Source organism: Novosphingobium sp. CCH12-A3 (genome assembly GCF_001556015.1).
GTDB lineage: Bacteria > Pseudomonadota > Alphaproteobacteria > Sphingomonadales > Sphingomonadaceae > Novosphingobium > Novosphingobium subterraneum.
In genome coordinates this window covers 1-16,138 of the sequence record NZ_LSIA01000310.1, presented here as the reverse complement: position 1 = coordinate 16,138, position 16,138 = coordinate 1, and the positions used below count along the sequence as shown (strand labels likewise).

Genomic DNA, 16,138 nt, shown 5'->3' with positions numbered 1-16,138 from the left:
CCCCAGATCAAAGGATCCCTATTTCCATGCCTCTCCATCTCGTCACCCCTTTCGACCGGACCGCCCCGTCCGAAGTCGAGCAGCCCGCCAGCCAGCCAGTGCCCACCTGGCGCTCGCGCATGGCCGATGGCTGCTACATTGTGCTTCGCGGCAGTCTGTTTCTGGGCTCGTCCTATCTGATGGCCCTGGGCTTGCCGCTGCTCTTCTTTCTCGCCCTGTCGGGCGGCAATCCCGATGCCTTCTTCGCCCATGTCGCCAATCTCGCAGACCGCTTCCTGGGGGCCGATCTCGAGCGGCGCGTGACGTTCCTCGGCGAATTCAAGTTCGTTGCTGTCGCTCTCGCGACGCTGATCGTGATGGCACGCATGCCGCGCTTCATCCGTGATCTCGACCGCGAACTCTCGGGAGAAAAGCTGTGAAGAACATTCTGGCAACATCTGGCCTGCGCGGACGGCTAGCATCGATCAATCTCACCGCCGTCGCTGTCGGCGTCGGCATGGTTGGTCAGGTGCTGTGGGGTATCTGGGCGACCGACAAGCTGCTCACCCTGGAGAAGCGTGAGGTCGTCACGGTCCAGCTGAGCCGGATCATGGGCGACTTCATCGAAGCCGAAGCGCGCGCAGGCCGGCCTCCGGAAGAGACCAGGCTGCGCGTCCAGGCCTACCTCAAGGCCGTGGAAGCCTCGGTGCAGAAGCTCGGACGCGACGGCCGAACGGTCCTCGTTGCCGAAGCCGTGGTGGCCGGGAGCACACCGGACCTGACGCAATCTGTGCGCGCCGATGTTGTGCGCCGGATGGGAGCCATTCCCGATGCAGCCCGCTGATCGCCTGATCCGCTCAGCGTCCGCGCACCGCCTCGTGCTTTGGGGCGGGCTTGGCGCCGGGGCGCTGGCATTCTCCTCGCTCGCCGCCTTCGCGCAGGGCCATGCGCTCATGATCAACGTGAGCCCCAGCCTGCCCTACTGGGCCCTCTGGGTGACGCGCGGGGCGGCCGTGCACCGCGGGGATATCATCCTGTTTGACCCGCCTGCCTCGCCGTTGCTGGTGAAGCATTTCGGGGCGGAGCCGAAACCGTTCGGCAAGCGAGTAAGCGGTGTGCCGGGCGACATCGTCACCGAGCGCGACCGTACCTACTTCGTCAACGGGCAGGCCGTGGCCCAGGCCAAGCTTACAAGCCGCCTCGGTGAACCGCTGGCACTCGGGCCGACGGGGCGCGTTCCGCAAGGCTGCTACTTCGTCACCAGCGAACACAAGGACGGTTTCGACAGCCGCTATGCCGCGATCGGTTGGATTTGCAGCCCACGCGTTCTCGGGGTCGGGAGGCCAATCCTGTGAGGCTCATCACCTTGCCCGTTTGCGCGACTGCGCTTGCGCTGGCCATAGCACCCCAGGCAATGGCTCGCGACTACGGCCAGCACGGCACGGTTTGGCCAGTGGTCGAGCCGGACCTGCTCCAGCAGATCCATGCCAGGCTTACTCAGCTCGAGAAGACCGGCGAGACCGCCCGTCTCAATGAAGAGCTGAAGCGGCGAACGATCGCCCGGGTCGACCGGCCTGAGCCTGTCGCAGGCATCTCCCTCGCTGCGGCGCTGCGCAGCTGGCGTTTCGATCCGACGATCACCGTCGAGCGCGACATTGCTGACGATAAGGGCCGGCTCATCATTGCCGCAGGCACGCGCGTCAATCCGCTCGATACCGTGCCGCTGCGGGCTCCCCTCGTCTTCCTCGATGGCGACGACCCGGCACAGCTTGCCTGGGCCACCCGTCGCTATGCCAGCACGAAGGCCAAGCTCATCCTCGTGCGGGGTGCGCCGCTCGAACTCATGAAAGCCCGCCAGCGGCGCTTCTACTTCGATCAGGGCGGCACGCTGGTGAAGCACTTCGGCATTCGCGCGGTGCCGGCAGCCGTCGAGCAGCAGGACCGCGCGCTTCTCATCACCGAACAGCCGGTCACTCCGAAAGAGCGGGCGCCATCATGAGCAGGAAACATCGCCTTTTCTCATGGCTTTGCGGAGCACTTCTGCTCACCAGCCTGAGCGTTATCTCCAGCGCGCCCGCCCAGGCTGCGGCCGGTCCAGGCCGATGCACCGGAAAGTTCGTCAATCCGATCACGGACATCTGCTGGTCCTGCCTTTTCCCGATTTCGATCGGAGGCTTGAAGATCTGGCCGTCAAGTCGGCCCGACACCAACAACCCCGCTCTGCCGGTGTGCCTGTGCGGGCTGCGGCCCGGGATTGCCATGGGGTTCTGGGAGCCGGTCCGGCTTGCCGATGTCAGCATGAAGCCGTGGTGCTTCGTCAATCTGGGCGGGATGAAGCTCGATCCGGGTTTCGACATCGGCTTCAAGTCGATGGCCGGGCCATCGGCTGTCGGCGGCAACACCCAGTACAACTCGCAGTGGCATGTCCATTGGTATGCCTATCCGCTGATCTACTGGATGGAGATCGTTGCCGACTTCCTGTGCCTCGAGTCCGGCTCGATCGACATTCTCTACATCACCGAGATTGATCCGCTCTGGCAGGACAGCGAACTCACTGCGATCATCAACCCCGAGGCGGTCCTGTTCGCCAATCCCTTGGCGCTTGCAGCCTGCGCGGCCGACTGCGTGGCGGCAACGGCCAAGCTGCCGACTGATGAACTGTTCTGGTGCGCAGGCTGCCAGGGCACGATGTATCCGCTCAACGGCAACGTGTCGGCGACCATTGGCCATGTCCAGGCATCGCGGCTCGCGCTCGCCCGCTTCTCCTACAAGCTCCACCGCGAACTCGTCGCCTGGGGGACGATGGGCAGCAAGGGGCTTTGCGGCAAGTACCTGATGCCGGTGATGCGCAAGCAGCAGTACCGCTTCCAGGCCACCAATCCCAATCCGCAGACCAAGGGCCGCTACGCCTGCGCGCCCATTGGTGCCTCCACCACCTTCATGTCGGCAGGCCAGGTCTATCCCGCCATTGGCGAGGACATGGGCTACCTGGTCTGGCGCAAGCGGAACTGCTGCGCGCTATGAAAAAGCTTCCTCATCTCCTTGTAGTCGCTTCGCTTTCGAGCCTTGCCGCTCTGGCTGGTGCATCCGCACAGACAGCCGAGCCAGACCTTGATCTGGCGGCCATCCGGGCGCGGGCCAGCGCCGGGGCCAACGATGCCGAGGCTCTCTCCGCCAACGCTCGCGCAAGGGCCGAAACTCTCGCGCAGGAGGCCAGGACAAGCACCGAACAGGCCGAGGTGCACGCTCGCCGCTACACCCGCGAGACCGCCGCAAACGCGAGGCCTGATGGGCTGAGCACCTTCGATTTTGACCGGATGGTGGCCGATGCCGGGACCATGACCAGCGAAGGCATGGGCGAAGCGCCGAGGTTCATCGCCTTTGCTTCGCTCTCGATGCCGCCAGCAGCGCTGCGCGCGATGATCGACGACGTGGCCAAGGCGGGCGGCATCGTCGCCCTGCGCGGGTTGCCTGGTAACAGCGCCAAGGCTCTAACGGCCGCGCTGGCGAAAGTCGCAAAGCCGGGCGAGCAACTGGACGGTGTCGGCATCGACCCGCGCCTGTTCCGTGCCTTCGGGATTGAGGCGGTTCCTGCCTATGTCGTCACCAGCAGCGACTTTGACCTCTGCGACGGGTTCGATTGTCGGACGCAAGTTCCGCCCCACGACCGGATGAGCGGCAATGTCAGCGCAGCCTACGCGCTCGAGACTTTCGCGCGTGGCGGTGGCCCTGGCGCTTTGCTCGCGGCCCAGCACCTCGCCCGTCTTGAAAGGCAGGTTCCATGAAACGACCAGTCTTCTCTCTCACTGGCGTGTGCGCGCTCCTGCTCACCCTGACCGGACCGCTTCACGCCCAGACCACAACCGATGCTGCCAAGGCAGACGGCAAGGCTTTTGGGCGGGACAAGGCGGCATCCGCACAAAGCGCGGCGACGACGAACCCGGATGCCAGCCGCATTCCCAATTTCGGCGGCACGCCAAGTCAGTCGGGCTATTTCGACGATCCCGACCGGATGAGCCGCGAAGCGGCCAGCCAGGCCTCGGCCAACACCGGCTACAAGGCCATGCGGGACTCGATGGACCGGCGGGCCCGGTTTGCGCCGCAGGATCTCGATGCGACGATCGCGCGCAGCAATGTGATCAGCGATGACCCGCTCGCCTATACCAGCGGGATGGCCATTGGCGGCTCGCAGGGGCGCTGCGTGCCCTTGCCACCGGCCAGCGGAATCGCAGCGCGCTACATGGCGACCTGTAACGTCGGCTACACCGCCAGCCAAGAAACGCGGACCTGCCCCGTGACATTGACCGCACGGGTCGAGCAACGCCAAGTCTACGGCTACTACTGCGTGGGCGGCAGCGGGGTCGACCCGGCTTCGGTCTACAACTGCAACCGCTACCCCGCGCCGCAATGCACGGTCACGCAGTCCTATCCGATCAACCTGTGCGATCCCTATTTCGGGATCTACTGGGGCTGCAACTCCGGCGATCTCAGGGTTGATCTCGTCAGTTGCACGTCGCCAGTTGATGGCGCCACGCCCTATACGGTGACCGGCGAGAACGTCGTCACGACCACGCGCGACGAAAGCCAGTGCGCCGGCCTCGCGGCCGACAACTCGTGCCAGCAGGACACCGAGACTTGCACCGACAGCGATCCGGTGACCCGCATCGTCGATGGCATCGCCGTGACGCAGCCTTGCTGGGCCTGGAGCCGCAGTTACAGCTGCGCACAGTTCACGCAGGCTCAGGACTGCCAGACGCTTGAAGCCACTCCGGGCTGCAAGCTGGTGCGCGAAGACTGTCTCGCAGGTGAGCCCTGTCGCACATGGGAGCGGGTCTATGATTGCCCGGTCCCGGACCAGCCCGCGAACAGCAACCAGTTCATCTGCGATGGCGATGTCTACTGCATCGACGGCTCGTGCGAGACCATTCAGCGCGAGGCCAACGACGAGTTCAAGGACGCGGCCGTCGCCTTGAATGCGATGAACCAGGCGCGCCGCGAATTCGATCCGGACAATCTCACCCTGTTCAAGGGCACGCGCAACACCTGCTCGTCGAAGGTCTTCGGTGTGCTCAACTGCTGCAAGGGCAAGGGCTTCCCGCTCATCCCCGGCATCCAGCTGCTCGTGGCGCTAGGCTGCAGCCGCGAGGAGATGCTGCTCCACCAGCGCGATGCCCAGGGCTTGTGCGCCTATGTCGGCACCTATTGCTCGGACAGCTTCCTCGGCGTCTGCCTGACCAAGAAGAAGGTCTACTGCTGCTTCGAGTCCAAGCTTTCTCGGATCCTGCAGGAGCAGGGCCGCCAGCAGCTGAACAAGCCTTGGGGCAAGCCCAAGACCGAGCAATGCCAGGGCTTCACCATCGACGAGTTCGCCCGGCTCGACCTCAGTCGGATGGACTTCAGCGAAGTCTATGCCGAGTTCACCGACGCCGCCCGTCTGCCTGACGAACTGCAGGCCACCCAGGACATCCAACAGAAGATCGAGGACTACTATGCCCGCGCACGCCAGTAAGGCCGCGTGGCGGCTGCTTGCCGCCTGCGCGATTGCCTATGCCGCTTCATTCCTTTCGCCCGCGACCGCGCAGACGACCACCACCCAAACCGATGCGCCGCCACGCGCCGAGACGAACGAGCGGCAGGACAGCTTCTACTGCGAGGAGCGCCGGCTTGGGTACTGGTTCTACTGCAACCGGCCCAAGCCGCCGGAACAGCAGGCACCCGCGCCGGCGGCGAGCGCCACGAGCCAGCTTGACGCGATCACGGCGACCTTGCGGGAGCTCAAGGCCAAGGCGATCCTCGAGCCCACGCCTGCCAATGTGACGGCCTACATCCGGTTCCAGCGCGCCCAGCTCGACCGGGCGTCGCTCTTCAGCGACGTCTGGCAACGGGCCATCTGGCAGGATCCCGAGCTCGACTACACGCTGCAGCGCCCGGTCTCGACGCTCGGCAAGCGCCAGTGGCAGGATTCGCGCAGCGCGGAGCGGAACGCGGCAATGGCCCAGCTCTCCGAGCGCTACGGTCTCTTCTACTTCTTCGCCCAGAGCTGCGGTGCCTGCGAGGTCATGTCGCCGATCGTGCAGAGCGTTGCTTCGACCTGGCACATCGCGGTGCGGGCGATTTCGACCGACGGCGGCCCATCGCGGCATTTCCCAAACTACACGGTCGAGACCAACCAGCGCACCCGCATGGGCCTGGAGCCCAAGATCACGCCTGCGGTCGTGCTCTGGGACGCGCAGACCGGCCGCCCCATCCCGATCGGCTACGGCGTGATGAGCGCCGACGAGCTTCAGGACCGGATCTACCTCCTCACATCGAAGGAAGCTGGACGTGACTACTAGGATGAAAAGAGTCGTCGCTGCGATCCTTGCAGCCACCCTCCCCCTCACCCTCCCGCTATCTAGCGCATCAGCGGACGTCGGCAGTTCGATGGACTCGTTTCTGAACGACGTCGGAGGCGCAGCCAACGTCAACGGGCCGACCGCGTTTCAGGGGCAATCGGCCGGCTATTACAGCCTCGGCAATGTCTGGACGCGCTTCCCGCAGAAGACGACCAACATCGCCAACCTGCAGCTGCCGCGCGCCCGCGCCGGGTGCGGCGGCATCGACATTTTCGCGGGGTCCTTCAGCTTCATCAACGCGAGCGAGATCGTGGCGATGCTGAAGGCGGTCGCCAACAATGCCGTCGGCTTCGCCTTCAGCCTGGCGATCGACACGGTCTGCCCGGAATGCTCGAAGATCATGCAGGAGTTCAGCCAGAAGGCTCAGCTCATGAACAACCTCAACATCAATTCCTGCGAGATGGCGCAGGGCTTGGTGGGCGGGATCTGGCCCAAGGGCGACCTTGCCGACAAGGCGGTCTGCGAAGCGATCGGCAACTCCGAGGGCATCTTCACCGATTATGCCGCCGCCAAGCACGGCTGTGGCACCAGGGGGCAGCGTTCGAGCACGACAGCGCAAGGCTCGGGCAAGTACGATGACGTCAATCCCGGTGTACCCCGAAACTACACGTGGACGATCCTCAAGAAGTCGGCGTTCTTTTCACCAGGGGGCCAGTTCGACGAGGAGCTCGCCGAATATGCGATGACGCTGCTGGGAACGATCATCTACGTGCCGCCCAAGGACGATGAGCCGGGCAAGTTCGTGCCTATCGTCGGCGAAGCCTCGTCGACGCTCGTCACCTCGCTGCTCGATGGAACCACCAATGGCAATGTCCTGATCTTCGACTGCGACGAGACGGAGAAGTGCCTCAACCCCGGTTTCAAGTCGCTGAGCCTGCCGGCATCGAAGGCGCTGCGGCCGCGCGTGGCGGCGCTCATTGGCGGGATGGTTCAGGCGATCCGCGACGACACCGCGATCAGCGAAGAGCAGAAAGAACTGCTGCAGGTCGCCTCCATCCCCCTATACAAGATTCTGACCGTCCAGGCGGCCTATGGCCGCGGCATGCCGACTGACGACCGCGAGACCCTGGCCGAGATCGCCAGTGTCGACCTGCTGTTTGCCGTGCTCGACCGGATCGTCAGCGAGGCCGGCCGATCGATGTCGAGCTTCATCGGGGCCGACGAAGCGAAGATCGCGATGTGGCAGAACCAGGTCAATGTCGTCCGTCAGGCACTCGCTGACCGGCAGGCCAACACGCATCTCAAGGTCAATGCGGTGCTGCAGATCATCGAGAAGACGGCATTCATCGAGAACGTGCTGGCTGCCTCGATGTCACCCGGAATGGCCGCATCGCTGGACTGGTCGCGCGGCGTCCAGAGCCGCGCCCTCACTCACTAACCGGGCCAACCACATCCAGGCGGGACAATAGACATGGTCGAGATTTTCACGGTCGGCGGCGGCGACTATCTGGTCAACGTCTTCCAAGCAGTCGCTGCCTGGACCGGTAACGGCGGTTATAAAAGCCTGCTCCAGGTGGTCATGGTGATGGGCCTTGGCCTGTCCGCCCTTACCCTGGCGTTCAATCAGGACTGGCGGGCGTGGATCAACTGGTTCCTCGGCGCCACGCTCATCTACTCCTGCCTGATGGTGCCGCGGCTCGATGTCCATGTGACCGACCGGCTCAACCCCAGCCTTGCGCCTGCCAATGTCAGCAATGTGCCACTGGGCCTAGCCTTGATGGCGAGCTTCACCAGCCAGGTCGGCGATTATCTGACGGGCTCGGCCGAGGTGGTGTTCGGCCTGCCCGGCGATCTCAACTATTCGAAGAACGGCATGATCTACGGCGCGCGGCTCTACGATGCGACCCGCTCCTTGCGGATTTCCGATCCGGAGTTCGCCGCCAATCTCGATGAGCATTTCCGGCAATGCGTGTTCTACGACGTCCTGCTCGGCCGCTACTCGATGAAGGAGCTTGCGGAGACAGGCGACATCTGGGCGACGATCGCGCCGGGAAGCCAGGCTCGGGCGCAACGGGTCCTGACCCGCGATGCGACCACGGGCCAGGTGAACTCGAACATCGAGACCTGCCGCGAGGCCTACGACACGCTCAATGCGCAGTGGGCCGGGCTGGTCGATGCAATGGGTTCGGTGTTCGGCCGCCAGCTCTACCCCAACCAGACAGCCGCGCTCGCCAAGGCCAAGCTCTTCGCCGATCTGCCGGTGGCCTACCAGTACCTGACCGGGGTTTCAGCGAATGCGACCGAGATCTTCAAGCAAACGTTGACGATCAATGCGATGAGCCAGGCCATGCACTCGATGTCCGGTAGCAGCGGCGCGGGCAATGTCGACGTCTACGCACAGACTCGCGCCGACATCCAGACCGAGCGGACTTATGGTTCGATCGCGAGCAACGCGATGAAGTGGGTCCCGCTCCTGAACGTCGTTCTGACCGTGTTGTTCTACGCCCTGTTCCCGGTGCTGTTCCCCCTCTTCCTGCTTCCCAAGACGGGGCCTATCGCCCTCAAGGGCTATGTGACGGGCTTCTTCTATCTCGCGGCCTGGGGGCCGCTGTTCGTGATCCTCCACATGATGCTGATGTACAAGGGCGCCGCCGACATGAGCGCGGTCACGGGCAGCAATGGCCTCAGCCTTGCAAGCTTTACCGGCATGGCCGACGTCAACAGTGATATCGGCCTACTGGCAGGCTATCTCATCGTATCGGTGCCGTTCCTGGCAGGGGGCGTGGCCAAGGGCGCCATGGCCATCTCGCACCACGCAACGAGCTATCTCAACCCGAGCCAGAACGCGGCGGAAGAAGCCGCTCGGGAAGCGAGCACCGGCAACGTGTCACTCGGCAACACCAGCTTCGAGAACTCAAGCGTCCTCACGCGTCAGTTCGCCCAAGGCACGATTGCCCCGAGTTTCACCTATGGCGCGCCGCAGACGCGAACATTCAGCGACACCGGCTCGATGACCACGAGCTTCCCGGATGGCAGCTACGACCAGATCCCGACCTCCAGCTATCCCTTCACGCCGACGCTGGGCCAGGAGTTCACGGCGCGCCTTTCAACCATGGCGTCGCAAGCCCGCGCCAACAGCGAGACCTATGCCAATGTCGCCACGGAATCGACGACCAGCGCCGTCACGAAGTTCCGCGAGCTCAGGGACCAGTTCAGCCGAGGTGCATCCTTCGAGAGCGCGACCGGCACCTCGAACTCCGACAGCATCCAGACGGCATTCAGCGAGGTCGATCAGGCATCTACCAGTCTGCAGCGGCAATTCGGGCTTTCCCGCAGAGCGGCCGATGACATCTCGACGGCCTGGTTCCTCGGCGGCGAGGCCGGCGCCAAAGCTGGCATCTCAAACGGAGTAGCTTCGGCCAACGTCGGCCTGAAGGGAGGTGGGACACGCACGTGGACTGACAGCGACATCGGCATCGCTTCGGAAGACCGTTCGCGGATCTTTGGGAGCCTGTCCCAAATGTCGGACAGCCGAAACTGGTCGAGTACCCGCGATGGATTCATCCGCTCGGTCAGTACCTCTTCAAGCTCTTCAATCTCGAGCACCGCGAGCGGCATGAATGCCTCTCTGACAGAAGCGCAGAGCTACACGATGGAGGCACGTCGAGCTGACGAGCTCGCCAATCGCCTCGAAAGCCAAGCGTCCTTCTTCGAGGGCAATAGCGCTGCAGGCAGCCTCAATCTATCGCAAGCATACCGCGAATGGGGATTGGCCGAGATCGAGAGCAATCGTGACTTCTATGGAAATGCCCGGTTCGATGACGTGACCTTCCAGCTCAGCCCGGAAGGCCAGGCATTGCAGGCCAAGTTCATTGAAAACTATGCCGAGGAGCTTCGTGACGGCATCGAAGATCGCCTCGTCCTGGCCCCCGGAGAGTCCGTATCCCGTCCGGCCATCTCTGGCGCAGGGTCAGTGCGCCGGAACGCACAGACCGGCGGAAGCAGTTCCGGTCCAGTGCCCCAGGTGGGCGCCCGCGATCTCCATGACGAAGTGCAGAGGGCTCAGGCTTCCGGTCGCCAAAGGATCAGCCGATCGAGGGGACGTCTCGACGCGGTTACAAAGGGAGCGCAAGGTGCCAGTGCAGAGGCAGCGGATGACGTAAAGGAGTGGTGATCTGCAATGATCACCACAGACCGAATGACCCGCCAGCTAAGTAAGAGAAACCTGCTGCAATGACGACCAGGACAGTAATCGTCAGCCTACGCCCCCAAGGGTCGGCCCAAGACTTCTTGACCCGATACTCCATCAGGCGATTGTCGCGGATTGCCTGATCGAGTTCAGACAGCCCCTCCCACTTACGTTTTCCGTGCGCCTCGGCACTTTGAATGTCGAAATCCGTCATAATGGCGTTCATCTCATTGCCCATTGGAACATAGCAGAAACAGAGCCAGGGAACAGGAAATTCAACGGACGCCTGTGCGTTGGCAACAGAGAGCTCTCACTTTTTACGTGGCGATAGTCACGGACCATCCGGGGTATCGGATTGCGTCACCAAATTGCGCTAAGCTTCATAATTTCGCCCCCGCGGCAAGAACACACTTTTACCGACGCAACAAACTATCACCTTTCAGGTGTTCAGACAGCACGCGATGCCGCAGTCTCCCGCTTCTCTGATCCAAAACACATAATGCGGGCGATATCATCGGGACTACCCGCCAATTCCAGCAGTACGTTTGCACGGCTCGTCGCGACATAGATGTTTTCGGGGTCCCTGAGCCCCTCGAGGCCGAGCACGAAGACGCAAGGTCGCGACAAGCCCTTAAAGCGGCGTACAGTATCCACCACGACGCAGTTTTTACCGATTGCATCGGCGCGGCAAGCGCGCGCACCGGCGATGTTGTCGCCAAGGTCCAGAGAGCCCGCTGCGTCCAAAACCGCAATATCGCTAGGTTTGAGCTGACCTGAAGTTAGCAACGTGCGGATACGGTCAGCGACGGTCTTCAGAGCGTGCTCCAGTGATCTGCACTCATGGATGGCAACGGGTTCACCTTCTGGCCCCGCGGGCATTGAACGCTTCCCCTCGTACCATTTTGACATCACAGTGTGGATACGTCGCGTGTTACGGAGATTCCTCGACAACGGAATGACCGATTGAGGCAAGGCCGACACGAAGCTCGCCTCGTGAGAGAACAGGCGCTGATTGTCGTCGTAAAAGACGTAGAATCGACCCGTATCCAAGTTGCTAAGAGTCAACTTCAGCGCGTCAAGCCACGAGTCTTTGAAGTCTTGGCCCTCATCAACGATGATCGTGTCGAAACGGAGCTCAGGCAAAAGGTCCACAGCTTCGACCAACGCGTTGGGAAGCACGTCTCGGTAGAAGTCCTCGTCCTGCTTTTTCGGAAGCGGCAGGCCGGCCTTTTCCGACAACGTTCCGCATAGCGAATGAAAGCCTGCGACTACAAGGTTGGGATGTGAGGAACAGAGCTCCCGCAGGTGGTTCGCGAGCGGCACATTGAAGCACGTGAGGAGAGTCCTACGCCCACCTTCGGCCGAGCGTACAGCCGCCTCTATCGCGAGGACCGTTTTGCCCGAGCCAGCTCCGCCCGTGATCGCGAGCTGCCGATTATGATCCAGCGAGTCGAGAATCCACGCTTGTTCACTGGTCAGGCGTTCAATTTCCTTTGCATCGTCGGCCAAGCTGCAGCCGATGTGAGCCTGCAGTTCAAAGTGGCCTGCAAGGATTTCTTCAAGAGCCTGCTCTCCGTCCAGGCCCAATGGCATTTCGCGATCGTCGCTGACGCCGGACATTCGGCTAATGATCCACTGATCGAGCTTCGCCATGTCGTTGCCAAAGGCGACTATTTCGTGGGGTGCGTCCGGTGCCAGAGCGCGGCTAGGGCGGGTGCTTCCGGGCAGGATCACCCCATGCCGAGCGCGGATATAGCGACTGCCAAGTCGCTCCTTCAGCCGCCTCAGAAAATGGTGCTTACTTTTCATGGCCTGAGTCACAGGACTGGTGATTTTGAACGTGAAATCGTCTCTGTCAGTGGTGAGCCACTGGTTGTCAGACTCTCTGCAGCTCACGCGTCCCCCCTTCACCTCAAGGAAGAGCAAGCCGTTCTCTCGATGGGATACGATAAAGTCCGCTTCGCCATCGAACTCACCACCATACCCGTCGGCTTCGTGCCAAGATCTGGAATAGTAGCATCGATAATCGGCCGGTACCTTATCGCGGATCGTATTGTACACTTTGATTTCTGACGACAGCTTCGGGTTTTTGAGAACGTGCTCGGGCAACGTTCCGGGGTACATTCGTGCCATGTCAGCCCTCGTTCTTCAGCAGTGCATGAAAATATCCGATTTCAGGAGCCTCTGGAGTTCCTATCAGCATCGCCCTGTCGAGGTGGCGGTTGAAATGCTCACACGAGGTTTCCGGAAGAAAGCAGCAGGAGTGACACGCCGCGGATCCGGACCCCTCCGAAAGTGTCAGGATGCCACTCCCGCAAAGCGGGTCAGCCGAGCACCACTCTAAACCACGCAGAGCTCCCAAAAAAATGGGAAGAAGTTCGCGGGATCGCCCCTTGCGGGAAAGCCCACCAAGCGTCCCGTCTGAGTCAGGCGCCGAGGTGTATAGAAGGAAGCCGCACATGCCGCCGTGGCCGGAGGAGACGTACAGTCGTTCGCGTATCGAGGCGGTCGAGTATCCACTATCCAGCGAGAGCTGCTCAACGAGGGCATGAGCCGTTGTGTGTACGAGTAGAAAGCGTGGCGAAATCGTCATCGGGAATTCGCGCTCATCACCGTTGTGGTCGCGCCAGCTTCGTTCTGCCGCCTCATGGGCAACCTTGGCTCGCGCGACCACAGAGGGGATTTTCTCCCATTTCGTGACTTGGTTTTCATCGAAATTGAGGAAAATGCCTTCTCCTCGAACCTCAATTGCCGGAAGCCAGTTCAACGGGGTTTCGGACAAGGGCGCGATTTGGACGCTACTGATGCTTTCGGCAGGGCTGAGGCGTGTGAAACCTCTCAGTGCTCGAACTTCGCGGAGACGTTCTACCGACACAACCTGATCGAACGTGCCAAGGAGTTGTGGCGGCGGATTCTGAGGAACGATCCTGAACTCTGGGAAATGTTCGTCGGTACTGCCACCTGAACAGAGCATAAAGTGCTCGTTGACGCGTAAGTCGCCACTGTCATCATCGAGAATGTGAAGCAGCGTAAGGATCTTCGAGGTCAACTGCTCCAGGGTCATGGCCTGATCTGGCCAATACGGATGAATCCTTTTTCTGACGAAATCAGGAACTTGTGCCCTGTCTGCGAGGCTCGTCAGGTCGGCCCAGAACTCGTCAAGCCATTCACGAAACGTGCCGCCAAATGGTGGCACGTCGAGCGCAGACGCAACCACCGGGAAATAGGCGTTGGAGGCACCGCGCTGAATGGCAACGGGTTCATTTGAGCAAGCCGCTGCCGCCGCCTGCAGCCACGGCGATCGTCCCTCACAGGGAATTTTACCCAACGCTCCGGGTGATAGAGCGCCGTCCAGGTCCCTTTCTTCAAGGCATTCTGTACAGTGAACCCTAAGACCTTTCAGGCCCGCGCCTTTCCCGATCAACTTCAAAGGGCGCTTGCGAGAGCAGGCTGAATTGTGCCGCGGCCAGGACACCCAAGGGAAGTCCTGCAGATGCCCGGACGCGCACGTTACCACGAAGCGCACCGGTACAACGAATGACTTTCTGGCACGTTTGCCTCGGCCGGTGGTACACTCGCTGCAATAGAGTTCAGGGCGATCGAGTTCGGAACTCCAGAACCGGCTGCGTTGAAGCCGGTCGCATTTCGGGCACACATGCCAGTCGGGAAAGCGATAAGCGGGGAGTAGCCTTGGCCTAGTCGACGTGCCCACCTTTTCGTTTCCGACAGGCGGCAGCCGAAAGCCTTTAACCTTCAACCTCGCCTGCAAAGGATCATGGCTGATGCGCTGTTCATTGAGCAGACCTGGCTTAGCAGACATCTTGTCCCAGGCTTCCAGACCTGCTGCAACCACCGAAAGCGGAGCTCCGCTGTCTCCCCGGAAATCGATGATGGCACCAGGACCGTTTGAAAGGACCTGACTGCGGCGTATTTTTCCAATCGACTTCATCGTCCGTTGCCTTCCGGGCGCGCGCTTTCAAGCAAGACAAACATGGTGGATGCCTCGACGGAACGCAGTGAATTCGGCGTTGGTCGCTGATTGGCGAAGCGAGCTCTGTTACCACGCTCTGCTGCCGCTTCCGCAGATGTTAGCAGTGCATCGCCGTAGTCCTGCCAATAGTCCTTGAGATTGTCTCGATCGAACCATTCATTGAGAAACTTGTCCAACTGCTCGCGGGCAGGCACGGCCTCCGGTTCATCGATGCGCTGAATTCGATCTACAATCCGTTCCAGCAGGGCTTCCGCTTCAGCCTGGTGGTGAGCAATCTGCGATGGATTCTCCATTCCCGGAATTAGATGCCGGACGAGTGCCACGTAGGGCGCATGAAGTGCCCGGTCCCGGGCACGCGGTGCAAACGGTGTCACGCTCGTTGCCTCGACATCTCGGTAGAGGCTCCGGTGCCACGTCGAAAACGTCTCGTACCGGCTTCTGTCCCTCGACTTAGCAGCATTGAACAGAGTTACGACAAGGCCGGGAGTGCTACGGCTGCGCCCCACCCTGCTCGTCGCTTGGATGTACTCGGCAATGGTCTTGGGCTGACCATTGACGACCATCAGCCCAAGTCGAGACACATCCATTCCGACTGAGATCATATTGCTGGCGAGGACTACGTCAATGTGATCGGGGTCCTGCCAGTGCCGTTCAAGGTCCTTCAGGTATTTGGGAATGTCGCTGGAGCTCACCCGACTGGTGAGCTCGATCTGCGTTCCAGCGTCCCTTTGATTTTCTCCGGGCCTCCGTGAGGTATAATCGCTGATGCTGCGCTCAACGTCGTCTCGCATGAGCGACAGCGCCCCCCCTAGCTCGCGCAATGAATTAAAGTAATTGACCAACGTCCAATAGCCGTCGCGGACCTGCTCAGGGATACTGTCGTCCCCTGCAGATTGGAGCAATGACGCGGCGACCGCCTGCTGAACAAACTTGGCGGATCGACCTACAGTCGTCACGCCAACATAGCGCCTGCCGGGAGCTTTACGATCCTCAACGGCAAAACCTGAGTTGCTGTGGGAGAGGCCGGGTGGAGGGAACTGGAACGATTGCCGGTCGAAAAGAGCCAGAATTTGTTCCTCCGCTCGTCTGATCGTTGCCGTTGAACCGAGGATTTTTGCCCGCTGGCCAGACGATTTACGGCAGAGCTCATCAACAGCGGCTTCGTAAAGTCCCGCCAGACTACCGAGAGGGCCTGAGATCAGGTGAAGCTCGTCCTGGATTACCAGCGCCGGGGGATCCGCTTCTGTTCCGATTCCGAACAGGCGTCCACTTACCTGTTTACGCACAAGTTGGGCAAACTTGTCGACTGTTCCGATAAGTAGCGTCGGCTGCGTACGATAAATATCATCATCCACAGTCCACACGGGCAGGTGGGCCATACTTTTCTTGACGAGGCAGTCTACCGATACGCATCGAACTTCGATCTGTGTTTTGTCGGCCGATACCGCCCACGTGAGGTCTTCATGACAGCAAGGGCATGCCTTCAGCTGCGCAGGCGAATTGTCGCCATTTAATTCCAGAGCCTTTTCTGCATCACTCACCGAGTTGGGTGTCGCGCCCTCACCTACCCAGAGCCCCAGCGATATCGGGTAAGCATACGCCGAGGACCGCGGCGAAGCTAAATCAGGCGGCGAGAGCGACCCG

General features: G+C 61.5%; 14 protein-coding genes. 10 read left to right on the top strand and 4 right to left on the bottom strand.

What is annotated here, in order from left to right; genetic code table 11:
* Nucleotides 1-26: 26 nt before the first annotated feature.
* The 10 genes from AX703_RS25380 to AX703_RS25335 are packed head-to-tail and all read left to right on the top strand — an operon-like array spanning nucleotide 27 to nucleotide 10,488.
* Nucleotides 27-419, top strand: a complete 393-nt coding sequence (locus tag AX703_RS25380; protein ID WP_062348232.1) for a hypothetical protein — start codon at nucleotides 27-29, stop codon at nucleotides 417-419.
* A complete protein-coding gene (locus AX703_RS25375) occupies nucleotides 416-823 on the top strand; it encodes a type-F conjugative transfer system protein TrbI (RefSeq protein WP_062348230.1) in 408 nt (135 codons plus the stop codon). The genes AX703_RS25380 and AX703_RS25375 overlap by 4 nt, the downstream gene beginning before the upstream one ends.
* Nucleotides 810-1,334 (top strand): S26 family signal peptidase, encoded by a 525-nt coding sequence (locus tag AX703_RS25370; RefSeq protein ID WP_062348227.1) that lies wholly within the window; start codon nucleotides 810-812, stop codon nucleotides 1,332-1,334. The genes AX703_RS25375 and AX703_RS25370 overlap by 14 nt, the downstream gene beginning before the upstream one ends.
* Entirely contained in the window at nucleotides 1,331-1,978 is a 648-nt protein-coding gene (gene traW, locus AX703_RS25365) for a type-F conjugative transfer system protein TraW (protein ID WP_197423840.1), read from the top strand. Before AX703_RS25370 ends, traW begins: the two co-directional genes overlap by 4 nt.
* Nucleotides 1,975-3,003: a conjugal transfer pilus assembly protein TraU gene (traU, locus tag AX703_RS25360; protein ID WP_062348225.1), complete on the top strand. Its 1,029-nt coding sequence runs from the start codon at nucleotides 1,975-1,977 to the stop codon at nucleotides 3,001-3,003. Before traW ends, traU begins: the two co-directional genes overlap by 4 nt.
* The gene (trbC, locus tag AX703_RS25355; protein WP_062348223.1) at nucleotides 3,000-3,764 is read left to right on the top strand and encodes a type-F conjugative transfer system pilin assembly protein TrbC; all 765 of its coding nucleotides are present in this window, start codon (nucleotides 3,000-3,002) and stop codon (nucleotides 3,762-3,764) included. The genes traU and trbC overlap by 4 nt, the downstream gene beginning before the upstream one ends.
* Complete coding sequence (locus AX703_RS25350; protein ID WP_062348221.1) at nucleotides 3,761-5,488, top strand: conjugal transfer protein TraN; 1,728 nt, start codon at nucleotides 3,761-3,763, stop codon at nucleotides 5,486-5,488. The genes trbC and AX703_RS25350 overlap by 4 nt, the downstream gene beginning before the upstream one ends.
* Nucleotides 5,469-6,314, top strand: coding sequence for a conjugal transfer protein TraF (locus AX703_RS25345; protein ID WP_062348219.1), 846 nt, complete (start codon nucleotides 5,469-5,471; stop codon nucleotides 6,312-6,314). The genes AX703_RS25350 and AX703_RS25345 overlap by 20 nt, the downstream gene beginning before the upstream one ends.
* Nucleotide 6,315: 1 nt before the next feature.
* Nucleotides 6,316-7,752 carry a conjugal transfer protein TraH gene (locus AX703_RS25340; protein WP_062348217.1) on the top strand — a complete coding sequence of 479 codons (1,437 nt, stop codon included), beginning with the start codon at nucleotides 6,316-6,318 and terminating at the stop codon, nucleotides 7,750-7,752.
* 33 nt (nucleotides 7,753-7,785) lie between these two features.
* The gene (locus tag AX703_RS25335; RefSeq protein ID WP_062348215.1) at nucleotides 7,786-10,488 is read left to right on the top strand and encodes a conjugal transfer protein TraG N-terminal domain-containing protein; all 2,703 of its coding nucleotides are present in this window, start codon (nucleotides 7,786-7,788) and stop codon (nucleotides 10,486-10,488) included.
* A 10-nt stretch (nucleotides 10,489-10,498) separates the two neighbouring features.
* On the opposite strand, the gene AX703_RS25330 is transcribed toward AX703_RS25335, so the two are convergent.
* The 4 genes from AX703_RS25330 to AX703_RS25315 all read right to left on the bottom strand — a co-directional run.
* Nucleotides 10,499-10,729, bottom strand: coding sequence for a hypothetical protein (locus AX703_RS25330; RefSeq protein ID WP_062348283.1), 231 nt, complete (start codon nucleotides 10,727-10,729; stop codon nucleotides 10,499-10,501).
* 221 nt (nucleotides 10,730-10,950) lie between these two features.
* Nucleotides 10,951-12,636 (bottom strand): NERD domain-containing protein, encoded by a 1,686-nt coding sequence (locus AX703_RS25325; protein WP_062348213.1) that lies wholly within the window; start codon nucleotides 12,634-12,636, stop codon nucleotides 10,951-10,953.
* 1 nt (nucleotide 12,637) lies between these two features.
* Nucleotides 12,638-14,452: a DUF1998 domain-containing protein gene (drmB, locus tag AX703_RS25320; protein ID WP_062348210.1), complete on the bottom strand. Its 1,815-nt coding sequence runs from the start codon at nucleotides 14,450-14,452 to the stop codon at nucleotides 12,638-12,640.
* The coding region (locus AX703_RS25315) for a helicase-related protein (protein WP_255355120.1) at nucleotides 14,449-16,138 on the bottom strand (1,690 nt) is incomplete at its 5' end. The genes AX703_RS25315 and drmB, both read right to left, overlap by 4 nt.